General features: G+C 63.1%; 22 protein-coding genes. 12 read left to right on the top strand and 10 right to left on the bottom strand.

Annotated elements, in window-relative coordinates:
* Positions 1-114: 114 nt before the first annotated feature.
* Positions 115-3,147, top strand: coding sequence for a carboxylesterase family protein (locus tag EK373_RS28060; RefSeq protein WP_129648097.1), 3,033 nt, complete (start codon positions 115-117; stop codon positions 3,145-3,147).
* Between the two features lie 102 nt (positions 3,148-3,249).
* Here the strand turns inward: EK373_RS28060 and EK373_RS28055 are convergent, their stop codons facing one another.
* From EK373_RS28055 to EK373_RS28045, 3 genes are all read right to left on the bottom strand, one after another.
* Positions 3,250-4,044: an alpha/beta fold hydrolase gene (locus EK373_RS28055; RefSeq protein ID WP_232831338.1), complete on the bottom strand. Its 795-nt coding sequence runs from the start codon at positions 4,042-4,044 to the stop codon at positions 3,250-3,252.
* A gap of 222 nt (positions 4,045-4,266) precedes the next feature.
* A complete protein-coding gene (locus EK373_RS28050) occupies positions 4,267-5,325 on the bottom strand; it encodes an SMP-30/gluconolactonase/LRE family protein (protein ID WP_157994575.1) in 1,059 nt (352 codons plus the stop codon).
* Between the two features lie 43 nt (positions 5,326-5,368).
* Positions 5,369-5,776, bottom strand: coding sequence for an NIPSNAP family protein (locus tag EK373_RS28045; protein ID WP_129648093.1), 408 nt, complete (start codon positions 5,774-5,776; stop codon positions 5,369-5,371).
* A 138-nt stretch (positions 5,777-5,914) separates the two neighbouring features.
* Here EK373_RS28045 and EK373_RS28040 point away from each other — a divergent pair, with 138 nt between their 5' ends.
* The 3 genes from EK373_RS28040 (at position 5,915) to EK373_RS28030 (ending at position 9,908) form a co-directional block, all read left to right on the top strand.
* Positions 5,915-7,456, top strand: coding sequence for a family 43 glycosylhydrolase (locus tag EK373_RS28040; protein WP_129648091.1), 1,542 nt, complete (start codon positions 5,915-5,917; stop codon positions 7,454-7,456).
* Positions 7,456-8,115, top strand: coding sequence for an acetylxylan esterase (locus EK373_RS28035; protein ID WP_129648090.1), 660 nt, complete (start codon positions 7,456-7,458; stop codon positions 8,113-8,115). The genes EK373_RS28040 and EK373_RS28035 overlap by 1 nt, the downstream gene beginning before the upstream one ends.
* A gap of 95 nt (positions 8,116-8,210) precedes the next feature.
* Positions 8,211-9,908 (top strand): carboxylesterase/lipase family protein, encoded by a 1,698-nt coding sequence (locus EK373_RS28030; RefSeq protein ID WP_198683706.1) that lies wholly within the window; start codon positions 8,211-8,213, stop codon positions 9,906-9,908.
* A 3-nt stretch (positions 9,909-9,911) separates the two neighbouring features.
* Here EK373_RS28030 and EK373_RS28025 read toward each other — a convergent pair whose 3' ends face one another.
* Positions 9,912-10,751, bottom strand: coding sequence for an amidohydrolase family protein (locus EK373_RS28025; protein ID WP_129648088.1), 840 nt, complete (start codon positions 10,749-10,751; stop codon positions 9,912-9,914).
* A 292-nt stretch (positions 10,752-11,043) separates the two neighbouring features.
* On the opposite strand from EK373_RS28025, the gene EK373_RS28020 reads away from it, so the two are divergent.
* From EK373_RS28020 to EK373_RS28005, 4 genes are all read left to right on the top strand, one after another.
* Positions 11,044-11,919 carry an NmrA family NAD(P)-binding protein gene (locus EK373_RS28020; protein ID WP_129648086.1) on the top strand — a complete coding sequence of 292 codons (876 nt, stop codon included), beginning with the start codon at positions 11,044-11,046 and terminating at the stop codon, positions 11,917-11,919.
* A 224-nt stretch (positions 11,920-12,143) separates the two neighbouring features.
* Positions 12,144-14,414 carry a hypothetical protein gene (locus EK373_RS28015; RefSeq protein WP_129648084.1) on the top strand — a complete coding sequence of 757 codons (2,271 nt, stop codon included), beginning with the start codon at positions 12,144-12,146 and terminating at the stop codon, positions 14,412-14,414.
* 164 nt (positions 14,415-14,578) lie between these two features.
* Positions 14,579-16,243 carry a Shedu immune nuclease family protein gene (locus tag EK373_RS28010; protein WP_157994574.1) on the top strand — a complete coding sequence of 555 codons (1,665 nt, stop codon included), beginning with the start codon at positions 14,579-14,581 and terminating at the stop codon, positions 16,241-16,243.
* Positions 16,244-16,289: 46 nt separating this feature from the next.
* Positions 16,290-16,622 (top strand): colicin immunity domain-containing protein, encoded by a 333-nt coding sequence (locus EK373_RS28005; RefSeq protein WP_129648080.1) that lies wholly within the window; start codon positions 16,290-16,292, stop codon positions 16,620-16,622.
* Here EK373_RS28005 and EK373_RS28000 read toward each other — a convergent pair.
* The gene (locus EK373_RS28000) at positions 16,619-17,137 is read right to left on the bottom strand and encodes an ester cyclase (protein WP_157994573.1); all 519 of its coding nucleotides are present in this window, start codon (positions 17,135-17,137) and stop codon (positions 16,619-16,621) included. The two genes, EK373_RS28005 and EK373_RS28000, sit on opposite strands and share 4 nt — an antisense overlap.
* Before the next feature lie 309 nt (positions 17,138-17,446).
* Between EK373_RS28000 and EK373_RS27995 the strand changes: the two genes are divergently transcribed.
* The gene (locus EK373_RS27995) at positions 17,447-17,740 is read left to right on the top strand and encodes a hypothetical protein (protein WP_129648076.1); all 294 of its coding nucleotides are present in this window, start codon (positions 17,447-17,449) and stop codon (positions 17,738-17,740) included.
* Between the two features lie 102 nt (positions 17,741-17,842).
* Here EK373_RS27995 and EK373_RS27990 read toward each other — a convergent pair whose 3' ends face one another.
* Positions 17,843-18,895, bottom strand: coding sequence for a glucose 1-dehydrogenase (locus tag EK373_RS27990; protein ID WP_198683705.1), 1,053 nt, complete (start codon positions 18,893-18,895; stop codon positions 17,843-17,845).
* Positions 18,896-18,983: 88 nt separating this feature from the next.
* Complete coding sequence (locus tag EK373_RS27985) at positions 18,984-20,291, bottom strand: coiled-coil domain-containing protein (RefSeq protein ID WP_129648072.1); 1,308 nt, start codon at positions 20,289-20,291, stop codon at positions 18,984-18,986.
* Between the two features lie 84 nt (positions 20,292-20,375).
* Between EK373_RS27985 and EK373_RS27980 the strand changes: the two genes are divergently transcribed.
* The gene (locus EK373_RS27980; RefSeq protein ID WP_129648070.1) at positions 20,376-20,873 is read left to right on the top strand and encodes a GNAT family N-acetyltransferase; all 498 of its coding nucleotides are present in this window, start codon (positions 20,376-20,378) and stop codon (positions 20,871-20,873) included.
* 124 nt (positions 20,874-20,997) lie between these two features.
* On the opposite strand, the gene EK373_RS27975 is transcribed toward EK373_RS27980, so the two are convergent.
* Together EK373_RS27975 and EK373_RS27970 are read right to left on the bottom strand one after the other, a co-directional pair.
* Positions 20,998-21,819, bottom strand: a complete 822-nt coding sequence (locus EK373_RS27975) for an isocitrate lyase/PEP mutase family protein (RefSeq protein WP_129648068.1) — start codon at positions 21,817-21,819, stop codon at positions 20,998-21,000.
* Positions 21,820-21,875: 56 nt separating this feature from the next.
* Complete coding sequence (locus tag EK373_RS27970; RefSeq protein ID WP_129648542.1) at positions 21,876-22,817, bottom strand: NADP-dependent oxidoreductase; 942 nt, start codon at positions 22,815-22,817, stop codon at positions 21,876-21,878.
* A gap of 121 nt (positions 22,818-22,938) precedes the next feature.
* On the opposite strand from EK373_RS27970, the gene EK373_RS27965 reads away from it, so the two are divergent.
* Both EK373_RS27965 and EK373_RS27960 read left to right on the top strand, forming a co-directional pair.
* Positions 22,939-23,412: an ester cyclase gene (locus EK373_RS27965; RefSeq protein WP_129648066.1), complete on the top strand. Its 474-nt coding sequence runs from the start codon at positions 22,939-22,941 to the stop codon at positions 23,410-23,412.
* Complete coding sequence (locus EK373_RS27960) at positions 23,409-24,434, top strand: saccharopine dehydrogenase NADP-binding domain-containing protein (RefSeq protein WP_129648064.1); 1,026 nt, start codon at positions 23,409-23,411, stop codon at positions 24,432-24,434. Before EK373_RS27965 ends, EK373_RS27960 begins: the two co-directional genes overlap by 4 nt.
* Positions 24,435-24,439: 5 nt before the next feature.
* Here EK373_RS27960 and EK373_RS27955 read toward each other — a convergent pair whose 3' ends face one another.
* On the bottom strand, positions 24,440-25,036 hold the full coding sequence (locus tag EK373_RS27955; protein ID WP_129648062.1) for a TetR/AcrR family transcriptional regulator: 597 nt from the start codon (positions 25,034-25,036) through the stop codon (positions 24,440-24,442).
* Positions 25,037-25,160: the final 124 nt, after the last annotated feature.

Genomic DNA, 25,160 nt, shown 5'->3' with positions numbered 1-25,160 from the left:
CGAGAACAACAACGGTTCCCATGACGAGCGCTCACGTCACAGAGATCGCAGCGGCCCGGGCGCGTTGCGTTGACTTCACCTCTCACACCCTTCATCTCTTCATCCCTTCATCACATGCATAACCTTCTCAAAGCGACGTTACTGCTGCTTGTCTGCACTCTCTGCAGCGCTGAACCGGTGGCGCTCGATCCGGTGCAGATCGACGCCGCGCAACGCGAGCTGTGGTCGCGTGGATCGCTGCGCTTTCACAAGCAATGGCTGGTTGCGGGCGCACTCTCGCCCGATGTCGCCACTCGCATCGACGCGGCAACGCTTGAGCCGAGAGAAGGTCGAGCGTTCAGCACGGATGCCGCCCACGTGCGCTGGAAGGCGCACACGTCATGGAATGAGATCACTGACGTGATTGCCGTGGCCGGTATGCCGAGCGATGGCGCGCGGCGGATCGCATTCGTTGCGGGCACGCTCTCCCGGGCGCAGGCGGGCGCCGCCGAGCTATCGATCGGCGCGCAAGGACCGATCGCGGTATGGCTCAACGGCGAGCGCGTGTACGAGCGCACGAAGTCTCATGCCACGTTCGCACGCGACAGCGAGCGCATCGCCGTGCAGATGAGGCAAGGCGAGAACGCGCTGCTGCTGCGCCTCGAGCAAGTCGATCCCAACGCATGGCCGTTCACGGTGCGCGTCGTTGAACCCGGCGCCCTGCTCGCGCGCGCCGAAGCCATCGTTCCTTATCTACGCGCCTCGGCGGGTCAGGTCGAAGTGCACACGAATCTGCCTGCGGATTCAGCGGCGCTCCCCATCGAGGTGACTGCGCTCGGCGCGGGCGGGCGCATCCTCGCCCGCGCCACGACGGCTCGCGGCGAATCGGTGACGCTCGATGCACGCACGTGGCCGGACGGCGCGTATGAATTTCGCCTCACCTCCCGCGACGCCTGGGATCAGCCGTATCTCGTGCATCTGCCTTGGTACAAGGGCGATGCCGCGGCCGCCGCGCAGCGCCTGATCGACGCCGCGGACGCCGCCAAAGAGCCGGTCCATGGCGCTCATCTGCGCTTGCTTGCGCAGATCGTGCGAGATCGCACCGATGGTCAACTCAACGCGGCGCTCCCCGCAATGGAGACGCGCATTCATTCGCCGCTGCTCGAGTATGAGGAAATCGAACTGGATCGTGCGCAACGCGTCGGCAGTGTTCGGCCGGGCGGCTTCGTTCGCCTCGGCTATGTCGATGAGGTCGACGGCTCGGTACAGTTCTGTCGTGCGTATCTACCTTCGAATTACAGCGCGTCACAGCGTTGGCCTCTCGTCCTATCGCTGCACGGCTACAACCCCGAGAATCCCCCGCTGCACCGCTGGTGGTCCATCGATCAGCGTCACAGCGACCTCGCCGACGGCAAGAACATCATCTATATCGAGCCGCACGGCCGCGGGAATGCGCAATACCTCGGCCTCGGCGAGCGAGACGTGCTCAGGTGCTTGCAGGAAGCCAAAGCGAGATTCGCGGTCGACGACGATCGCGTCTATCTCACCGGCGAGTCCATGGGCGGGCACGGCACCTGGGCGATCGCCTCGCGCCATCCACATCTGTTCGCGGCCGCTGCTCCCGTGTTTGGCGGCTGGGATTTTCGCGTGAGCACGATTCGGGGGCCCTCGCTGCCGGAGAACCAGCCGAGCAATGCGCGGGAGTTTTATATCCAGGAACGCCGCAGCTCGTTCGTCAGCGCGGAGAACTTGTTGAACGTGCCGCTACTCGTCATTCACGGCGACAATGACGCGACGGTCAGCGTCGAAAATTCCCGGCATGCGACGCGGATGCTGCAGCGTTGGGGCTACAACGTCCGATATTGGGAAATGCCCGGCTGGGGACACGAGGACCTGCAGCAGCGCCCGGCCCTCATCGACTGGTTGCTCGAGCATCGCCGCGACCCGGCGCCGCGTCGCGTTCGCCTGCGCTCGGCGGATCTGAGCGGCGCGCGTGCGCACTGGCTCGAGGCTCGCGCGATCGAGGAGCCACAACGACTCATTCGCGCGGAGGCCGAAGTCGTGAAACCGGGCCTGGTGCGGATCGACTCGGAGAATCTCGCGGCGTTTGAACTTGCGCTTCCGCCCAGCCTGCGCGGCTCGAGTACGGAGCTTCGCGTCGTATGGAACGGCAAGTCGCAGCGAGCGCCCCTCGACAACGGCATCGCCCGCCTCGGCACGGCGCAAGCCAGGTCGCACGAGCGTCGGAAACAGCCCGGCCTGGAGGGCCCGATCTCGGAGATCATCACCCTGCCCTTCATGGTCGTGGTCGGCACGACCTCGCGCGATCCACACATGCGCCACAGCATCGAAGAACGGGCTCGCGACCTGCAGGAGGTGTGGATGGCGTGGCAGTACCAGCCGCTGCGGGTCAAGCGGGACGTGGACGTCTCGGCCGATGACGAGCGTGCGTATTCGCTCATCCTGCTCGGCGGCGCCGATGCCAACGCGGTGACGCGACGGCTTGGCAAACGCTTGCCGATGAGCGTATCGGCGCATTCGATCGAGGTCGATGGCAAGCGCTGGACGGTGGACGATGCCGTGCTGCAGATGATCTATCCGAGCCCGCGTGCCGACGATCGCTACGTTCTCGTCGTCGCGGCCACCTCTGCGATGGGGATGCAGTTCTGGAAGCCGGAGTTCGTCGAGCCCTCGATCGGTGTCGGCTTCACCGCAAGCGACTGGACGATCCGTGACGGACGCCGTCCGCCGCCGCAGGCGAGCGTCAACCCCAACGATCGAGAGTTCGCATCCGGCGTCTTCGACGCGAACTGGCGACGCGCCGATCGCTGGACGGTAGAAGGCGACGCCGCCGTTCGATCTGCGTGGCGGCTGCGCCGCCCCGCACTCGGGCCGTACACGCCCTCCGCCGAGCGTCTCGAGGCGTTTCGCGGCGATTACGATTTCGGTCAGTTCGTGGCGACCCTCGCTATCGAAGGCAGCACGCTGGTCGCGCACGTGCCGACGCAGCCGCCGTTGCCGCTCGAGCCGACAGGACCGAATCTGTTTCGCACGCTCGCGTATCCGACCAAGGACGCCATCGAATTCATCGTGGATGCGAATGGCACGGTGCTCGGCGCCGAAGTCGATACTCAGGGCCGCACGCTGTTTGGCAAGAAGCGGAAGTAGCCTGTGAGGCTCGCGAGATCACCGCACCGCGGGTGCGCGAGCCGAATCACTCGCGTCAACGGTCTTTCCTCGATGGGAGAGACCGTACGCTGCAGCGTTATTTCAGTTCGCGGCGGCTTTGGCCGCGGGCTTATTGCGATCGCTCACCGACTGTTCGATCAGCGTCGCCACACCGCGCGGGTCTTCCTGTTGAGCGACGTGCCCGCCCGGAAACGTGCGAATCGTCCAGCCTCGGGCGACGGCGCGTTGCCAGCTCTTGTCCGTCTTCGCTCGCTCCTCGGCGGACTTGTCCTTCGGAACGAACGCCACATAGGTCACCGGCAAGGCGAGCGCGGCGGGATTCTTATAAGAGACCGGCTGGTTGAAGCACTTGATCGAGTGCTTCACGCTGTGCGGCGGCGGCGTGTCGGCTTTGACCCAAGGCACCTGCATGAAACCATCCGAGAAGCGTGAGGGGTCCTGCCCCCTGCCGCCAAACAGATCCCACAGCGACATGCCATCCTCGGGCACCGCGGCGTCGAGAAACACGACGTGACGAATGCGATCGGGAATCCGGTCCATGACGCCCGTGATCACCATCCCGCCGTAACTGTGTCCGGTGAGCACCACGTCGTGCAGGTCTTCGAACAAAATCAGATTGACCACATCGTTGATGTGGGTTTGCAGATCGATCTCGGGACTGTTGAGGTGTTGGCGCTCACCGAGGCCCGTGAGCGTGGCGCGGTACACGGTGTGACCATCGTCGCTCAGGAAATTGCCGGTGCGCTTCCACTCCCAGCCGCCGGCCGTGGCGCCGTGGACCAGCACGAACGTGTACTTGTCGTTCGCTGCGTGGGCGCGGGTCCCCACAGAAACAAAGACGAAGAAGCTCACCAGCAATGCCAACACACGAAGCACGTTTCGTGAGCTCGCAAGCCGCATCCTGTTATACGTCACGCTCGTTACCTTGATGCCTCTACCAAGAAAACGCAGCTCATGCCGTCCCGAGGTCCGGTGAGCTCCCCACGATCGAATCGGGCGACTCTAACGAGCAACGACTGCGCTCGCAATAAACTCGTACAAATAAATCGCCCGATGAACTGATGCCCGCGGCGAGGAGTCCGCGGGCCGTTTGTGAATTTATTTCGGGTGCCGACACCAGTTCTGCGCACCTCGCACCGTCATCCTGATCGCACTGATCTGATCGGCGGGACCCGTGATGAACAGGGTTTTGCCATCCCGCCCGGCGAACGTGTTGTTGGTCGCGCCGCCGCCGGTGGGGATCTTCAGAATGAGCGTGCCGTTCGGATCGAACGCGAGTACACCTTCGCCGTTGCTGATGTAGACGTTCCCCAATTCATCCATCGACATGCCATCACCGCCCCAGTCCGTGAACTTGCGCATGTTGGTGAGGCTGCCGTCGCGCTTGACATCGAAGACCCAGGTGCCGCCCTTGTTATCGTAGTACCACTTGTTCACGTACAGTTTCTTACCATCCGGCGTGCCGACGACGCCGTTCGGCCAGGCATCGGACTCCCAGCCCATGGCCTCGGTCGTAACTCTCACGAGCTTGCGGCCGCCGGGCGGCAGGTAGTAAACGTAGCCGCCCTTGCCCTGCGCCGCCTGCTCGGAGTGCGTCGGCTCCCAGGGCTGTTGCCGCGGATCGTCGGCGTCCCAATAGGCTCTCGGAAAAATCGGATCGGTGAGGTAGATGCCGCCGTTCGTGGGATGGATCCACACGTCGTTCGGTCCGTTCAGCCGCTTTCCCTGATAGTGGTCGACCAGCACCTCGTGCGTGCCGTCGGGACGGATCTTCCAAAGCTCTCCATACATGTCGGCCGCGGCAATGAGATTGCCCTGCGCATCGAACGCCATGCCGTTCGCGCGACCGGTGCCTTCCAGAAAGAGCGTGACCTTGCGGGTGCCGGCATCCCATCGATAGATCCGGTCATTCGGCTGGTCGGTAAAGTACACGTTGCCATGTCGATCGACCGCGGGGCCTTCGGTGAAACTGAAGCCGGCGGCGAGCGAGACGAGTTCGCCGTGCCGACCGGGCGCGACCAGGCCGAGCGGATCGTAAATATCACTCGCCGGTTGGGCTGGCGACGCCTCCTGATCGGCAGCGGCGCTGAGGTTTGCCTGAGCGAGGAACGCCAAGGCGCCCAGCAGTGCAACGAGAATGCGTGTCTGTCGCTTCATTTCCATACTCCCTGGTTGGTTGCCGTGCCTCGCTCGCCGCGAGCTACTTCAAGGCCGAGTAGTCCGTCGCCTCGACGAACGTCGATTCCACTTTGATCACAATGCGACCGTTCGCCTCGGACGCCGCTCGCACCTGCTTCCATTCGGGATCGGCGCTGAAGGCGGCCCAGTTCTGCGCGGCGGCCTCGCGACTCGGGTGGGCCAGGACATAGATGAGGGTGTTGCTCGACGCCTTCGGATCCTGCGGTGTCCAGTAGGCAATGTTGACCATGCCGTGCCGCTCGAAGAGCTTCAGGGTGTGCTCACGAAAGCGTCGGTGCAGATCCTGCAGCTTGCCCTCGGCCGTGGTGTAGGTGCGAATCTCGAACACTCTGGAAGCGTGCTCCTCCGCTCGTGACGGCGCGACCGTCCCGAGGGTCAGACTCAACACGGCAAGAAACATCCATTTCATTTGGATTTTTCCCCACTCGATCTGAAGCGATATTCGTCGTTGAGGTCCGACTGTACCACCCCTCGATTTTATTAGCGATTGGCTTTGCGCGAATGAAAGCGGGTACATTACCGCCCAGAGACACCTCACCGAGCACTCATGCTGAGAAAAATATTCTCGTTACTGGCAGCGTCCTTCGCCCTGCCGGCGCTCGCCCTCGATGGCGACGTCATCGTCCACGATCCATCGACGATCATCTTTCACGACGGTCGCTATTACACCTACGGCACGGGCGCCGGCATTCCCATCCTCACCTCGGCCGATGGATGGACCTGGAACCGGGCGGGCTCGCTGATGTCGGCCGTACCCGGTGGCAAGGCCGGGCCCGAGGTGCTCGCCAAGGGTGGCAACAACACCTGGGCGCCGGATGTCATCAAAGTCGGCGATCAGTTCTTCGTCTACTACTCCGCGCCGGGCACGCAGCCGAAATCAGCGATCGGCCTCCTCGTGTGTCCGACGCTCTCGCCAGAGCCGTCCGCTGACAAATGCGAGGACCGCGGGCCGGTGGTCTGGTCGGACGGTGTCGAGGACAGCAACGCCATCGACCCGGGCGTGCTGCTCGATCCGGAAGGACGCCTGTGGCTCGTCTACGGCTCGTACTTCGGCTACATCCGCTTGGTCGAGCTGGATCCGAAGACCGGGTTGCGTCGTGACCCAAAGCGCAAACCCGTCAACGTCGCCATCAACTCTGAAGCCGCGATCCTCATTCATCGCGACGGCTGGTATTACCTGCTGGTGACGCACGGCTCGTGCTGCCAGGGCGCGAACTCGACGTACAACATCCGCATGGGACGTTCGCGCAAAGTCACGGGCCCCTATCTCGACAACATGGGCGTCGACATGATTGAAGGCGGGGGCAAGCTGTTCGCCGCTTCGCGCGGACGAAACATTGGACCGGGGCACTTCGGGCTGCTGGATCTCGGCGACGGCGTGCAAAAATTTTCTCTGCACTACGAGGCGGATCTGGATCGCGGCGGTGTGAGCGTGCTCGACATTCGTCCGCTGCTCTGGCGCGATGGCTGGCCCGTCGCCGGTGACAACCTCGTTGCGGGCACCTATAGCATCGAGTCGGCGCGCACCGGCACGGTACTCGAGCTCGCCGTGCAGGGATCGCCCGTGGGCGGATTTCGCCAACGTCGTGGCGGTCCGCCCGGCAGTGGCATCCTCGGCAGCGGTCCGCCAACGCCGGGAGCGCCGCCCGCCGGTGCGCCCTTCGCGCCACAGATCGGCCCACCCATTGCCGATCAAGAGCCCGCTCAGGTCGCCGCGAACTGGCCTTCGGTCACCGGCGTGCGTCTCGCGCCTGCGATGCTGCAAGCTCAGCAGAAGTGGGTCATCGCACCGGTGGCCGGCGTCGGCGGCTACCTGGGCGCGCCGTATTTTCGGATCACGATCGCGGGCACGGAGCGCTCGCTCACCGCGACTTCGCGTGGCGAACTCGAAGCAACGTCCTTCACCGGCGCGCCCGAGCAGCTGTGGCGCATCGACCAGCTCATCGATGGCACCTACCGCATCAGCCCGAAGGCCGTGCCGAACTCGAACGCCCCTTGGGCACTCTCTGCGGTGGGCAGCAGCACGCCTACGTTGTCGACGTTTGATCCCGCCAGTGATCGTCAGCGCTGGCGACTCGGAGCGCCATGATGAGAATCGCCCTCTTTGTTCTTTCGTTGAGCCTCGCCGCTTCAGGCCTCGTGCACGCACAGGAGGCTGCGCGACCGGCGCCGACGACCTTGAAGCGTGCCCAGGGCGACTCCCTGCCGGTGGACTCGCGCGGCTTCATCCATCGCTGGTTCGTGCTCGAACCGGTGCCCGTGGCCGGTCGGCTCACGGAGCCCGCGGTCAAAGAAGCACTGAAGCTCGCCGCCCTTCCCGAGGCCGCGCAACCTCGCGAAGGCACGAAAGTCACGATCAACGGCGCCGAGCACGGTTGGCACGCACTCGATACGCTGCACTACAACCTCAACCTGTACCACTTCGCGTGGTCGCTCTCGAAGCCCACCTCCAACGTGCTGTTCTGGGTCGAGACCAGCATCGACGCGCCGCGCGAGATGCAGAACGTGAGATTGGCCATCGGCTCGAATGCCGCCTCGCGCTGGTGGCTCAATGGTGAACCGGTGATCGCACTCAACGACGACCGTCAGAGCGTGATCGATGACGGCCTCTCACCGCGCGTGACCCTGCGCAAAGGACGCAACGTCATTCGCGCCGCCATCATCAACGGCGGTGGCGCGACGGATTTCTGCGCCCGGTTTCTCGATGAGCACGATCGACCGCTGCTCGGACTCGACACCCGCTTGTAACAACGCTCGGGCGGGAACCCTCCCGTCGATGGCGTCTGTTCCATTGATAGATTCACGATTCGATCTGTGACAACGATGTAGTGCAGGGGGACCTCATGGTCGATTCCAGAAAGCGCTTGGGACTCACTCGTCGAGAGGCGCTGATGCTCTCCGCCACGACAGGCGTCGGTCTTGCGACTGCGGCTCCTGCCGCCGCATCCGACAGCATCAAGACGGGCGCTCACTCAGGCCCCGGCAATCTGTCCACGCCGCGATCTGCTATCGCCAAGACACAATACGGCAAAGTGCGCGGATATCTCGATGGCGGGGTATTCACCTTTAAAGGGGTTCCGTACGGTCAAACGACGGCCGGTGAGAATCGATGGTTGCCTGCAAAGCCGCCGAGCCCGTGGACCGATGAGTACCTGGCGCTCGTCTATGGCGCGAACTGCCCGCAGAACCTGCACACCTGGACGAGCTCGGCACAAACCTTCATCCAGGATTGGGATGACGGCTGGCAGAGCGAAGACATGCTCAAGCTCAACATTTGGACACCGAGCTTGAGCGGCAAGCGCGCGGTGATGGTGTATTTCCACGGCGGCGGATTCAGCTTCGGCTCCTCGTATGAATTGCCATCGCATGAAGGCGCGCAGATGGCGAGGCATCACGACGTCGTGCAAGTCTCGGTCAATCATCGCCTGAACATTCTGGGATTTTTCGATGTGGCGGAGATCGGCGGCGCCGCGTACGAAGACTCAGCCAACGTCGGCATGACGGACCTGGTGGCGGCCCTGCGCTGGATCCAGGAAAACATCGCGAACTTCGGCGGCGATCCCGATCGCGTCATGATCTATGGCCAATCCGGCGGCGGTTCGAAAGTGACGACGCTGATGGGCATGCCGTCGGCCGCAGGGTTGTTTCATCGTGCCGCCGCTCAGTCCGGCGGCGGTGGGAATATTCCCAGCCGCGAACAGCAACGCGAGCTTGCGCGATGGGTGATGAAGGATCTGGGGCTTGCGCTCAACGACATTCAATCGTTGCAGAAGATGGAGTGGTCGAAACTGGCCGCCGCCGGCACCGCGGCCGCCGCCAAGATCAATCCCGCGGGGCCGCCGGTGGCGGGGCCAGGCGGACCGGGCACGCCGCGCGTGGGCTGGTCACCCTGCGTCGATGGGAAAATCGTCAACATGCGATCGTTCTTCGATGCCGCGCCCGAGGTGTCGAAGCACGTGCCGATGCTCATTGGCTCGGTGACCGAAGAAGGCAATCGCATGTCGCAACGGCCCACGGAGGATGAGTGGCGTGCGAATCTCACCAAGGCGTATGGAGAAGAGAAAGCAGGCGCGATCGTTCAATCGCTCAAGCAAGCCTATCCTCAGAAGGCGATTCAAACCTTGTCCTATATTTGTAGCGGTGCACCGGGCCTCAACGGCCTCGCCATTCGCAACAACGTGGTGAAGATGGCGGGGTTGAAGCACGCACTCAATGCCGCGCCCGCGTACACGTATTACTTCACCTGGCAGACACCGATCCTCGATGGGGTGCCCGGCGCGTGGCACACGGCGGAGCTTGCATTCTGCTTCGACAACACCAAACGCTGCGAACAAGGCACCGGCAATACGCCTGAAGCACAGGCCCTGGCCAGGAAGATGGCATCCTCGTGGGCCGCGTTCGCATCGACGGGCAATCCCAGCATTCCCGGGCTCAAGTGGCAGCCGAGCGATCCGCAATCGAATCGCACCATGGTCTGGGACGATCAGTGTCGCATGGTGAACGATCCGGAGGCCGAGGCTCGCAAGATCATCCTGGCCTGACGCTTAGCGGCCGAACAACCGGCGTGCGTTGCCGGATCGGATCTTGCCTTTCTCCTCCGCGGTCAGGTCCAGGCGTTCGAGCGCGTCCACGGTCTTGCCGAGGCCCATCTGCGGATAGTCCGATCCGATCAGCACGTGATCGATGCCGACGTTGCGCAGCGTCCAGACGAACTCGGCCTCGAGCGGCGAATCGGCCGCCATCAGCACCGTCCCCGAGATGTCGAAGTTCAAATTTTCCATGCCGAAACCGTCTGCGGTCCGGGCCAGCGCCAGCATATTCCAGAACCGGAAGTTCATCCCACCGATATGGGCAAGAATGAACTTTGTTTGAGGCACTCGCACCACCAGATTGAACAGCTTCTCGCTGTCGCCGGGCAGGATGTTGGCGTTGTCCATCAGCACGATCACGCCGAGCTCGCCGGCCTTGCGCACCAGCGCCTCCACCCGCGGATCGTCAACGTCGAAGCGCTGCGTGTGTGCATGAATCTTCAGGACCTTGACGCCCGCGGTGGCCACGCGCGCAAGCTCGGCAAGCGCCGCCAATCCGTCGTAAGGATGGACGGTGGCGATGGGCATCACCTGCGGATGCTTCGCTGCGAGCGCAATCACGCTGTCATTGCCAGCACGGATCTTGTCCAACTCACCCTGCCGAGCCTGGTGCGGTCCACCGAACCACATCGCGCCCAGTCCCTGCAGTTCGAGGCCCGCGGTCTTGATGTCGGCCTGGTAAGCACGCAGCGATGTCTCGCCCTCACGCAGATGTACGTGCACGTCGAACACGGGTTCGCCCGCAACGGCTGCGCCGGTCAGCAGGAACGCGAATATCGGCAACGTTCGTAACATGCCCGACTCCAATCAAGTTGTGAGCCTCTCAGTCTAACAGCTCGGAAAAGGCGTCTTCTATACAACGCCACGCGGTGATCAAATGAACGCTCCGTCACGACGCGGATGAGCACGACGCGCGGGAAGGCAAAGACGCGCGGGAAGGCAAAGACGAGCAGAAAATAACGATTCATGCCATTTACGTGGGGCGGCAGCGGGTACGCCCACGCTGCCGCTCGACAGTGAGATACGGAACCTGCAACGACACCGATGAATTCTTATCGCGCCTGACACACGGAAATGAGAGACGCGGATGTACGTCATTTTGGGTGGAACGGGACATGTCGGCTCGGCGCTCGCAGACGCGCTGCTCGATCGCGGCGAAGCGGTGACGATCATCACCCGGCAGATGCAGCGCGCCGCTGCATGGCGCACGAAAGGCGCCGACATCGTCGAGGCACGCGTCGAGGATGTCGGATCGCTGCGAGCCGCCTTTCGTCGCGGCCGCCGCGCGTTCCTGCTCAACCCGCCCGCAGCCCCCTCGACAGACACGGACGTGGTTGAGAGGCGCACCATCGCAAACATCCTGTCCGCGCTCGAAGGCTCGGGACTCGAGAAGGTGGTCGCACAATCCACGGGCGGCGCGCAGGCCGGCGAACGCATCGGCGACCTGAGCGTGCTGTGGGAGCTCGAACAGGGCCTGCACAGGCAATCGATCCCGGCGGCCATCAACCGCGGCGCCTACTACATGAGCAACTGGGACGGGCTGCTCGACGTCGTGCGCACGACAGGCAAGTTGCCGACGATGTTTGCTGCCGATCTCACCATGCCCATGGTCGCCCCGCGCGATCTTGGCAAAGCGGCTGCCGAAAGGCTGATGTCCCCTCTTGATGACGTTGACGTTCGCAATGTCGAGGGTCCCGCACGCTATACCCCTGCGGAGGTGGCGAGAGCCTTCGCCAAAGCGCTCGACCGGCCCGTGTCAGCGGATGTGATTCCACGCAACCGGTGGAAAGAGTCATTTCTGGAGCTTGGCTTCTCCGAAGCGGCCGCGGATTCGTATACGCGAATGACAGGCGCCAGCGTCGATGGCGGCTTCGAGATGTCCGAGAATGCCTGGCGCGGCACAATCACACTCGAGCGTTACATCACCGAGTTGGTCCGCAGCGCTTCGAGCAACGCGTCTTGAAACGCTAGTGTCGGAATCCGTCACGGATGTGCTCGACTCCGACGCCCCGCCCCCCGTGACTCTCAAGGTCTGCCAACCGTTCGTCTCGATCAGCCGATTCCGCTGTAAGATCCAGCGACACTGACGGGCAGTGAGAAGTTGCTACGGAAGTAAGGAACCGAACCAGGCAGGCGCACATTGTCTGTGGGATCACAAGACGTCCAGATCCCAACGGAGTGACCCATATGCGTCCGCGCAGATGTTTCTTCGCATTCTCTGGGCGACTCGCTGGCAATCGATCCGCGCAGATTTTTTCTTGTTTACTCACCCTGTTCCTGCTCGCGCCGTTCGCAGTGGCCCAGGCCGCGCCGACCGTGATCGAAGAATCGTTTCGTTTGGCCGGGCCCGGCGACTCGAGTTACTTCGGCGTCATCGATCTGGCGCTCGACGGCAACCGCCTTGCCGTTATTACACAGCCGCAGTCCAGGAACATCAATGCGTGGGTGTATGAGCGCTCACCGAACAGCGAGAACCAGTGGAGCGGCCCGCAGGCCGTGTTCCAGGCGAGCAGCCCCGATCCGATCCACATGCCTCGGCTGGCGCTGCAGGGAAATATACTGGCGCTGGCATTTCAGGACCGCGTGATCATCGCCGAACGGCTGAGCAGCGGATGGAACGTCACGGCCAACCTGACCCCGCCGCCCGGCATCGCGCACATGGGGTCGGACGTTGAAATCGACAACGGCACGATTGTCGTCGGCGCGGCGACGGGAAACTATCAGGCCGTGATCTATCGCAAGAATTCCAATGGCGCCTGGTCGTATAGCGGCCACGTCACCGGCGGACCGTGGCAGCCAAATGGCGCCGAATTCTTCGGCGGCGACGTCGACATCTCCGGGAACACGATCGTACTCGGGTGTCCGTATCACACCCTGCCCGCAGGCACTCCCTCAGGCAGCGTATTCGTATTCACCAACACCGGCGGCAGCTGGGCGCAGAATGCGCAGCTGCGCTATCCGTTGAGCGGCGAGGAACCGCCGAACTGGGCCGGCCATGTGGCCATGGAAGCCGACAAACTGATCGTGTCGTTTGGCTATGTTCGACCAGAAAGCTATTTCTACCAGCGCACGAACGGCGTCTGGGACTTTGCCAGCGCGTACCATCCCACGCCCGTGTTTTTCGGAGGCCAGGATATTCCCGCGGCAATCTCCGGCAACCTGATCGCGAAACAATTGGGCGACCCGGTCCGTGGCGGCGGACGCGTCCTGCTCTATTCACCGCAGGGCTCGCAGCTCGTCCCCGTGGCCGACCTGAAGCATGCGCAGTACACCGCTCACGATTTCGCGCGCATCGATCTGAGCGGGCGCACCGTGGCGGCCTCCGGCAACGACACGATACTCATCTTCGATATTCCTTCGGATCTCTCGCAGCCCTCGATCGTCCAGGACAACTTCCAGGATGGCAATGCCAACGGGTGGCAGCCCTTCCCGCTGAGCAGCTGGACGGTGGCATCGTCCGGGGCGGCTCGCGTCTATCGCCAGAGCCAGCTTGCGAGCGAAGCGCGCTCGGTACTCGGCGGCAGCGACTGGACACAGCAATCGGTGAGCGCCCTCATCACTCCGAGAGCCTTTGACGGTTCGGATCGTTGGTTTGGGCTCGCGACACGGTTCACCGATGCGTCGAACTACTACTACGTGACGCTGCGCAGCTCGAACACGATCATGCTTCGACGCATGGTCGACGGCGTGTTCACGACACTGGCATCGGCGCCGCTGACGGCCACGCCAGGCCAAACCTATAACGTGCGTCTGGAAGCGGTGGGCACACGCCTGCGGGTGTACGTCAACCATCAACTCCGCCTCGAAGCCATCGATTCGAGTCTGCGCCACGGTCAGGCCGCGTTGCTCACCTATCGAACGCAGGCGGACTTCGATAACGTGCTGCTCACGCCGAACTCGCTGACGCCGCTGTTCGCCGACGATTTCTACTACGGCGAGACCACGCTTTGGAACAAGACGGGCGATGGCACCTGGGTCGATCCGCCGGAGGCGCCGCGCGAGCCCGATCTTCCGGACCCGTACGCCGAACAGCGCAACTTGTCACAAACGAGCACCGTGGGCGGCGCACGCGCTCACACCGGCGTCGCCACGGCAGACCAGGTCTTCCAGGTCCGCGCTCGCCCCAACACGCTGACGCCGACGGGCTGGTTCGGCGCCATGGCGCGCTACGTCGACGATGGCAATTACTACTATCTCAAGGTAGGCGCCGCCGGCGAAGCATCGATTCGCAAGCTGGTCAACGGCGCGATTTTCGAGCTCGCAAAGGTGCCTTTTGCGGTGACCCCAAACACCTGGTACACGCTGCGGCTCGAGGCCACGGGCAATCAGTTGCGGGCGTATATCAACGATCGCTTTCTCCTGGAGGCGACCGATACGTCACATGCCACCGGCAAGTATGGGCTGGTCACTTACCGGGCCGCCGCAACGTTCGATGAGGTGCGGGTGTTGGAACCCTGAGCCGCTGGCGAGCTCGGGTTCGCGGCGTATCGCTGCGTGCTTGGAAATCAGAAGGCGGAAAAGTTTGAAGCCGAGTCCGCCTTCTGGCTCGGGGTGGCCCCCCAATGATCGGCATGGAACGCTGCGTGTTAGACTTAAGGCCGGGCGCATCCCGGAGCCTGTCTTTGTCTAGATCAAGAAAGAATAAGAAGAAGATCAAGAAAGCGATCGTCGCGCCCGAGGGCGTCCCGCTTCCAGCTCACATTGCAGAAGAGATCCGCGGAACGCTCATTGGCCAGTTGCAGCTGAAGCTCTGGGAACGGATCACGGGTCAGAAGAACCACGCGCCAATCTACAAGCAGATCCTGCGGTACCTGCGAACGACGAGCCTGACCACGCCCGCAGCGGGCGAGATCGATCACACGATCTTGTACGGGAAGAAGTTTTCCAAGGCGTTTGAAGAGCTCCCCTCGGTGGACAACATTGCGAAGCTGTTGGAACAACTCGAGGATGCGCCGTGGCATGGGTTTCGATATCTCGAGCTGTGCGAGTGCCCGCCGCCGCTGCCCGCCACGCTCGGTATTGCCGCGTCGAGCTCGACGCTGCTGTTGCCGGGCGGCGGCAGAGTTTACGTTATAACGTTTCTGGATCAGGACTATCCAGCGAGGGTCGGGCGGGTCGAGATTCGTGCGAGCCGCGCCAACCCCGATCACACGTTCTCCATGCGGACTCCAGAGGGATGGAAGGTGTGCGATCCCGATGAGCCGCAGATCGAGCTCGCCCTGCGATGCCTGGCGGCGCTGAGCACGGCCGAACCGCCGTCGGACCTGAAGTATCTGCCGATGGGCGCCGAGCCACCGGCGCCCCTCGCCCCGGAACCCGAAACACCTCCCGACCCGGAGTACGATCGACGCCTGCAGTTGGTTCATGACCGCCAGATGCCTTGCACGCTCGTCCGAGTCCCGCTGGCGCAGGTGCGTCCTTACAGCGCAGAGTTCGCCTTCGACACTCCCAGGACCACCGTCGATCGTATGGCTGCGGAACTGCGCCGCGGCGTGAGCGCGCACATGCTCCTGTACTGGAAGGCGCCGTCGTTCATCGTGAGTGATGACTACGCGCTGTATCTCGCCGAACGAGAGCTTCGAAAGGAAACGATCGAGGCCGTGGTCATGGGAGAGGTACCGGCAGCGCTAGCCGATGCCGTCGTACGCCGAGGCGGACCGGAACTCATCCCCGGTGCGCTGTACATGCAAGAAGATGGCTACAGCGCCGCCTATTTGGAATGGCTGGAGAAGTATCGCCTCGCCAACAAGCAAGCATCGCACGAGTTGATTCGGCTTCATCTGCTCTACATCGAGCTTGCGAGCCTGCTACGCCAACCAAAGATCCCGGAGCGCGAATTCCAGCGCTTCATCGAATCGCACCCCGTCGTGCTCGACGCGTACGGCGGCGAGGTCCGCTCCGAAGTGCGGCTCGGAAAGTCCTATCGAATGGATCTCGTCCTTCAATATGCCGAATCGGACCGGCGCATTCTTCTGGTCGAGCTCGAGTCCCCGACGCTCGCGCTCTTTACCGCCGAGGGCCGCTGGAACGCGAAGGTCACGCACGCCATACAACAGGTTCAGGACTGGATGCGGTGGTGGCGCGAGCATCCGCAGGACGTGCCCGCGCCCTTCGATGCCACGATACCCGTGAAGGGCCTGGTCATCGCCGGACGCGACAGGGACCTCGATGAGTCCGCCAAACGCCGCCTGCTCCACAACAATCATCAGTTTCATGACTTGAGCGTCGTCACTTACGACGACCTGCTGCGCAGGCTCGATCGGCTGATGGCTGCGCTCGGCTTCTGATCTCTCCCGAGGGTGTAGACGGCGTGCTTTTCGGCGAGAGGTCGCCATGACTCGACTTTTGGGGACCACGATGAGCTATCTGGAGCACGAGTCGATCTACCGCGGGCTTGCTTCACAGTTTTTGCAGAAGGCCATCTCAGCGGACGATTTCGTCACGCAATACTTCGCTCGATGGAAGACGGACCGGGACGTCCAATGGAATCGATTGCAGGCGGGACAGCGCGTCACACCGGAGGAATTGGCGCTCTCCGCCATACTCGATCCCATCTTCACCGCCTGTGACGCCTTCGAGTCGCGTCCCCAAACTGAATTCGAGATCGATGAGGAGCAACTGACCCAGGAGGTTCGGACGCACGCGCGCAGACGATGGGCACTTTAGGGCACGGCGCCGAGCTGCCGCATGAGCTCGAGTTCGTCGGTGACGCGCCAGTGCTCGACGATGCGCCCGTCGCGGAGGTGCTCGATATTGATCTGCTCGACGCTCACCTTCTTTCCGGTGGCGGGCAAGCCGAACAACACGCCGCGGTGCGTCCCGTTCATCACGACCCGCATCACGACCGCATCTTCCGTGGCGATAACGTCCTTGATCTCGTAGTGCAAATCCGGGAAGGCGCTGCGCATCGCGAGCACGATCGGTTTCAGGCCCGCAGGTCCGGGCGGCGGATTCGGCGTGCTTGGCGTGTGATTGATGTAGGACGGCGCGAGCAGCTGATCGAGCACCGTGACATCACCTTGATTCCACACCTCGTTGAAATATCGCCGGCCGATCTCGATGTTACGAGCAATGCGCTCGTCACGAGTGTACGCCTGCGCCGCCGCGTCCTGCGAGCGCGCGGCTATCGACAGCAGGCCCAACAACGGTAACAGTCCATGGGCAATCGCAGACGTTTTCACGCGGCCTCGACCTCTGTGTTCTCGATCTGGCGAGATTGTCTGAGGCGGCCCACACGTCGTTCAACACGCATCTTTGCACGGCAGGCGTGCACGCTTGCACGGCCTTGAAGGCGGCCCTGACCGCCTCTGCATCAGGACCACAGAACCCGCCGTCGCGTCGCTGACGCTCGTCGGGATGTTGGCAGCGCCTGCAGGCATTTGGCTCGTGGCTGGCCGATCGGCTGCACGCGCCGGCGCACCCGCGGAACCCACAAAAATCTCCAGCGTTGCTCCTGTGAAGCCCGATCTGCCCCAAAGCTGGAACGTGTCATGGCCACTCACAGTCGATCGAATCCGCACGAATCGCTCAACCCTGGCGTGCGTAAGCCGCCCATCATCGGTGAGAGTGACGACCAGACCGTCGGGTCGGAGGGTGAGGACGGCAGCGAGTCGACCGAGACGGTTCGAGCCGAGGTGCGCATGGGCGGAGACATCGGTTTCGACCGAGTCGTCGGCCCCGATGAAGCCGGTTTAGGCGGCGGCCTCGATCAAGCCGAAGAAGCTCAACTAGGCGTCACTGATGAAGAGCTCGCGGCGCGCCTGCGCGACCGGTCGACGAAATAACAAATCGCGGCAACCCGACCCGACACGGCTTGTCTCGTATCCCGGTTGGAGGCTCCTTGCTCGCCTCCTCCTTGCGTCACCGACCGGAGCGCTCTGCCACACTCACTTCAGAAAGTCGATGACCACCTTGATGTCGTCCGGATGATGCTCGAGGGCAGTGTGCCAGTCGGCCAGCGGTACGCGCCGGGAAATCAGGCGCAGCAGCCACTGCCGATCGGCGCTGGCAAGCGCGGCGGCCGCGAGCTGATAGTGGCGCCGGTTCGCATTGACCGAGCCGAATATCACATCGTTTTCCAGCACCAGGTCGCGATTGAGGCGCGCGAAATCATAGGGGATGCGATGCGAGCCGGAGGACAGCCCCGCAAGACACACGATCGCACCGGGCGCATTGTTGCCAATCACATGCGCCATCACCACCGCAGCGCCCGTGCATTCGATGATCACATCGGCGCCCAGCGCGCAGGCAGCCTCCAGTGAATCGTTGTGATATTGACCGCAGAGTTCTGACACCAGCCTGCGCTTGGCATCGCCCTGATCTCGATCGTACACGTGCAGCTCGCAGTTGCGTTGTCGAGCGAGTAACGATGCGAGCAGACCGATCGGCCCCGCGCCCGTGACCAACACCTTGCGTGGGCGCCACGATGACGTTCGCTGACCGATTCGCTCGATGTGATCCCACGCTTTGGCGACGACACTGGCGGGTTCGGTCAGCACGCCGGCATCGCGCAGCCCGGGATCGAGCTTCACCAGGAAATGAGGATCCATGCGGAAGTATTCGGCGCAGAAGCCGTCGAGCTCTTTGATACCGTGCTCGGTATAGCGCCCGTTGCGACACATGTCCCATTCGCCTTGGGCACAGGCCTCACACGGCACCGGATCCGGATGACGAACGATGCCCACCACCAGGTCCCCCGGCTTCAGCTCGCCATGCTCGGGCGCATCGATGACTTCGCCGAGCGACTCGTGTCCCAGAATCAAATGCTCGTGGCCCGCGATGCTGGCGCCGTAATGACCCTCTAGAATCTCGCGATCGGTGCCGCAGATGCCTACGGCAAGGGTGCGAACCAGGACCTCGCCCGGCGACCGTTCCGGCGTGGGCACATCCCGCAAGGTTCCAGAGCCCGCGATTCCGGGCGTCACCGTCAAAGCGCGCATACTTTCCAACGCTGCTATCGGCGGATCGTTCCAGCGGATCCAGCGGCGTGCTGGATCGCTCAGCGATCGTGAGTCGCTGCTGGAGCGTTCACATCGCCGTCGCACTGAACATCGCGTTCATCGCATAACCTTTGCGCCCCTTGATGAGCGACCCGCCACCGCCACTCATCGGCTGGCCATCGGGTGAGCGAGTTCGCACGCCGAAGGTGTCCCCGCCGGGCAGAGGATGTTTGCCGGCGGCGTCTTGCTCGAAATAGGTCATCTGCACGTCGAGCCAATGATCTTCATATAACCGCGGTGTCGCTTCGATGATGAGGCCCTCCGCCGCCTCGAACGTGAACGCCTCGCCGTTGCGCACAGTTCGGGACACGAGCTTAGGCTCAGCGCGATTGACCGTGAAACGAATCTCGATCTGCACTTGCTGGTCGACTAAAACGCGAGGCTCAGAACGCTCCGAGGCAGGCGCCGCGCGTTCCGGAATGTGCGGATTCAATCCCGCCTGCGCACGCATCGACTCCACGCGTCGTCGCAAGCGCTCCTGCTCCTGCGCCTGATACGTCGAGAGCTCCGTCAGCTGCCCAGGATTGAGAAACGCGGCGGCCTGCGCCTCGATCTCGCGATTCGTGACCTCTCTTTCGCGCCAGGACTGCTCATTCGCCTCAATCGTGCTCAGCTGCGACGCTCGCTGCATCTGTTCGGGTGAAGAGAGCTCACCGGGCCCCAACGACCGCAGCGTCCATCGCGATCCTTGCATGGCCTCGAGCGAGCGACGGGTCCGCTCGTGGAACAGCGCAATGAGGCGCTCCTTCTGATCGGGCCGCAATTCGTTCTCGGCCGCAAAGCGTGCCGAGAGCGCCTCCACCTGCCGACGCTCTGGGAGCGAGGCGGCATAGCGCTCGTAGCGAACGAGTCCCTGCTCGCCGAGCAACTCGCCAAGCTCGTTCATGTGGCGGGTCGTCATCTCCGCCTGTCGCTGCAGGTCGAGACGATTTTCGGGTTGGCCGTAGATGAGTTCGAGCTGATCCATTTGCCGATCGGTGAGTCGTTCGATCAATCGGTCCACCGTGGTCTCATCCAGACCGAGCACGCTGCCGACCGCGGCATGCTGTTTCCTGAGCTCGGCTTGCTGCTCGGCTCGCAGCGCCGAGCGTTGCTCCGGATCGGCCATGCGCTCGCGCATGCGCGCCTCGAATTGCTTCGCTTGCTCGCCGACCCTGAACTCCAGCCGATTCGCGTCGCCCTCGCCTCCAGCGGGCTGGGCATCGGGGGGCGTGAGAGGCATCAGATCCACGGAGCCGTGTTTGATAATCGTGACCGGCGCCTCGGTTGCCGAGACCGTCGTCGCCGCGAGCGCAACCAGTGCGCACCATCCTGATCTGAGAGCGAAGTGTTCCATACATTTCCTCCGTGTGAGCTCACCTCGTGAGCGACTGATGATAGGACCGCAAGTGCTGCAAAGAATTCCGGAGAATCACACCTCATGCTGACGGTCCGAACTGCGACAGAACGCGACCTCGACGCGATCATCCTCGTGAACGAGGCCGGCCGGCCGCACGTCGCGAGCCTGGACCACCGCGAGTTACAGCGTCTGCACAGCCTGGGCGCTCAACTGTTTGTGGCTGAATCCTCGCGAGCTTCGGTGCGGGGCTATCTCATCGCATTTTCTCACCTGCACGACTATGACGCAGAGGAATTCCAGGCGCTGCGCCGGCGCATCGATTGCTCATTTCTATACATCGACCAGGTCGCCGTCCACCCGGACGTTCGTCGCGCGGGCGGTGGCCTCCTCTTGTATGAAGCGGCGCATCGCTTTGCACGGATCCACAACCTCGAGAAGCTCTGCTGTGAAGTGAACCTCGAGCCGCCCAACCCACGTTCGCTCGCCTTCCATGAGAAAGCCGGGTTCAGCCCCCTCGGAACACTGGATGTCACCGACGGACGCACCGTGGTGCTGCTAGCGAGAGACGTGCGTCCGTGACTCGATACCGCCGGCCGCCTTCGAATCCGCAGAAGGTTGAAGAATATTTCGTGCACCCGCACGCCGGGATCGATTCGAAATCACATGTCATCGCGCGGCAATAGGAAACATGCTCGCCGTCCTCTCAGTTGAGTTGGGCAAGGCGCGCGTTGAGCTCCGCGTAATCTGCGCTCGGGCTGTCGAACAAGGCGGCGGCGCGCCCGGTCTCGATGAATGTTTTGGCCTGACTGCCAATGAATGCCAGCGACGATTGCGCCATCGCCGAGCCGGCGCTGAGCCGCCGCACGCCGAGCCGCTCGAGCATTTCTCGATTCGGCAGACCCGGCACCGCCATGACATTCAAGGACATCGTGCCCAGACCATCGATGACCCGATGAATATCGTCCGGTTGGGCAAGCATCGGCACGAACAGGCCGCTCGCGCCCGCACGTGGATAGATCGCCGCGCGGCGCACGACTTCCGCGGCACTGCCTGCGATCGCCAATCCGCGCAGATAGACGTCGGTGCGCGCGTTGATGAAGAAGGACGGCGCGTGCCGGAGTCGTTCACGAATCTGCGCGATCTTCGCCGCGAGCAGCTCGGGTGGCGCGGTCCCATCTTCGATGTTGATGCCGACGACGCCCAGCGCGTGGAGCTGCCCGACCAACTCGGCGACGGTAGCAGGATCCTGCGAGTAGCCGTCTTCGATATCGACGCTCACGGGCACGGACGTGACGCGTAGGATCGATTGGATGGCCGAGATCAACGTGGCTCGGGGCAGCGCACCGCCATCCGAGTATCCGTGGGCCCATGCAAGCCCCGCACTCGTGGTCGCGATGGCCCGCGCGCCGGCCTGCTCGATGAGCAGCGCCGAGGCGGCGTCCCAGGCGTTCGCCAGCACCAGCAGTTCCGGACCTCGGTGAAGGGAAGAAAATCGCTCACTCTTGTCAATGACGTGACGTTCCATAGGATCGACTCTTGTGGGTAATTCGTAACAAACAAAGATGCATCCGTGAGGACGCGTCAGGACTCGCCGGTGAGCACGATTTTTCCGACCGTACGACCGCCTGCGATCAATGCCTGCGCCTCGCGCGCCTGTGACAATGGAAAGGTCTGATGAATGTGCGGCTTCAAGCGCCCCGCCTCGATGAGCCGTGCAAGCTCATCGAGTCCATGACCGTTGGGTTCGACGAGATAGCCGCTTGCGCGCACGTTCAATCGTTCGGCTTCGGTAAAGAGCTGCGGCGCCCAGGCGGCTTGTGCACTGATCAGCAAACCGCCGGGTCGGAGCGTTCTGAGCAATCGCAGACAGGTCTCACCGCCCACGAGCTCGATGACGACGTCGATGTTTTTAAAGACCTCGGCCGGATCCGCCTGCGTGTAATCGTGCACCTCGTCCGCGCCGAGCTCGCGCATAAACGCATGTTTCTCCGATCTCGCCGTGGCGATCACCCAGGCGCCCAGGCTCTTCGCAATTTGCACGGCGAGGTGTCCGACGCCGCCGGCACCCGCATTGATGAGCACTCGCTGCCCGCGGCCGACGTGCGCAATCTCCTGCAACATCTCCCACGCCGTGAGCCCCGCAAGCGGCAACGCGGCTGCTTCCACATGACTGAGGCTCGCCGGCTTCAACGCGAAGTGTCGGGCTGGCGCGGTGACGTATTCAGCGTAGGCGCCCGCCTGGCGCGGAAACCAGGGCATGCCAAACACAGCGTCCCCCACCTGGAATCGAGTGACACCGTAGCCGACCGCCTCGACGATCCCCGAAACATCCCAACCCGGGATGTGAGGCAGTGACAGCGCACGCATATAGGCTCGCCCTTCACGCGTGAATACATCGACGGGATTCACACCTGCTGCGACGACGCGCACCAGGACCTCCGTCGGCAGTGGCACCGGCCGCTCGACGCTGACCCATCTCAATTCCTCGGGACCGCCCCAGGCTTGCTGTTGAATGGCTCGCATGTGAGCCACGCTCGATGTCGACATACCGGTCTCCTCGTTCGGATGCCTTGACATAGATACAGACCTGTCCGTATCGTTGTCAACGATTATCGAGCCACAGACGTTATGCAAGGAGACCGGCATGAACGCGATCGCTAAGTCGACCAAGACCTTGTCGTTGCAGCGAATGAAAGCGATCGTGAGCGAACTCGCCGCGGTCAAGAGCCGCCAGGATTTGGAAGGCGCGCTTGCGATCTATCATCCGGAGGGAGTGTTGTTGTCTCCCCCGCTCGGCTCTCGCGCGCAAGGTCGGGCGGAATTAAGAAACAGTCTCACGGCCTTCTTCCGCTTTGCGCCGGACTATTCGGTCGACCTGCACGGGCAGGCGGCCGATGGGGATACGCTGTGCGCCTGGGGAGAGATTCGATTCACCCCGGCGTATTCCTTCCGCGGCGACAAGCCCAACGGCAAGCCCAGCCGTACGCCGGTTTTCATCCTGTTCCGCTTTCGTGACGATCAAGTCTTCTGGGAAAGCTTCCACTTTGACTTAGCAGACGTCGCTCGACAGGTCGGACTGCCCGCCGAAGCGTTTCAGCCGCGTGAGCAAGCGCGATGAAGCAGCCAAGCATTGGCGTCTACGGCGCCACGGGCCATACCGGCCGGCTCGTCGCGAAAGAATTCGCGCATCGCGGCTATCGGCTGCGCCTGGGCGGGCGACGGCCGGACGAGCTGGAATCCGTCGCACGAGCGCTCGAAGCTGAATCGCAGGTGTTTGCGTGCAGCGATGCCAACGCGACCGCGCGCTTCGCCGAAGGACTCAGCGTCGTCGTCAACTGCGCGGGGCCTTTCGGAGCCACGGCGCTTCCCATCGCGCAAGCGGCGCTCGCCGCCGGCGCTCACTATGTGGACACGACCGGCGAGCCCCCGGTCGTGAGCGACCTTCAACAACGGTTGAGTGACACCGCTGCCCGACAACGCTGTGCGGTTGTGCCTGCTGTCGGCTTCTTCGGCGCGTTACCTGCGCTGCTGGCGCACGCCACCGCGGACACGTGGGATAGCGTCGAGCAGATCACGATCGCGTATGCCTTGTCGGGCTGGCGCATGACCGCGGGATCAAGAGCGGCGGCGGCAGGCTTGAGCGGTCATCGACCGGTGTTCTGCGATGGTCGGTTGGATATCCAGATCGGACCGCCGCGCTTTGGCGAGTGGCGATTTCCGGATCCCATCGCAGCGGCGAGTGTGCTGGTGGGCTATCCCGCCCCGGAGGTGGTCCTGCTCGCGAGGCGCCTGGCGCGTCGTGAAGTGAACGTCCTCATGACAGCATCGACGCTGCAGGAGATTCGTGCCGATGCCGGCTATCACGACGTCGCTGCGACGGAGCGCGCCGCAAGTAAGTTCATGGTCGTCGCCGAGGTGGCGTCGGACACCGCCAGACGGGTCGGCTACGCGAGCGGTCATGACATTTACGGCATCACCGCGTCACTGGTGGGAGAGATCACAACCCGCCTGACGACGCATCGGCCGCCCTCAGGCGTGCTCGCCCCCTTTGAGATCGTGCCTGGCAAGCCGCTGCTGGAATCGCTGCCAGACCTGAGGCTCAGCTTTACGGAAACGGAGGCACGCCCTCACCGCCGTTGAAACCTTTAGCGACGCCGGGCCAGCGCGGCCTCCACCACCGCCTTGCCCGCGGCGGCCAACGCGCTCGCAGGCCCGACCTTGCCGAGCACCTGAGCATTCGCAAATGCGCCATCGATCAACAGCAGTAGCTGCTCCGCCAGCGATTGCGGCTTAGGGGCGCCGGCGCGCGTACTCAGATCGAGCAGTCGCTGAAACAGTTTCTGTTTGTTGGCGACGCACACCTCCCGGCCGGGATGCGCGAGGTCAGCAAGCTCTGCCGCGGCGTTGATGAACGGACAGCCTCGATATTTCGGACCGCTCACATAGCGCGCGATCCAAGTCAATTGCGCCTCGAGCTCACCCTGCGGGTCCTCGCGATGCTTCGCCGCGACCCGGTCCCACTGTCCCCAGAACTCGCTGTTCCTGCGCTCGAGAAAGGCGGCGATGAGCAGATCCTTGCTCGGAAACCAGCGATACAAGGTCGTTTTCGCGACACCTGATTTTGCGATCACGGTGTCGACACCGATCGCCCGGAGCCCTTCGCGATAGAACAACTCATCGGCCGTCGCGAGGATCTTCTCCCGCACGGCCGAGCCGCGAATCTGGGGGACACGCTCGCTCATGAATCTCATCACCTTCCATCACGGAGGACTTCACGCGCCTGCCGGGCGCGGCTTGCGTGAGATCTTATCTTTTTTCCTATGGTCAGGCACCGAGAACGTCGACTACTATCGATACAGACCTGTC

The organism is Peristeroidobacter agariperforans, from assembly GCF_004138335.1.
GTDB lineage: Bacteria > Pseudomonadota > Gammaproteobacteria > Steroidobacterales > Steroidobacteraceae > Steroidobacter > Steroidobacter agariperforans.
Note: the sequence above shows the minus strand (reverse complement) of the source record. Positions and strands in the feature narration are given on the sequence as shown.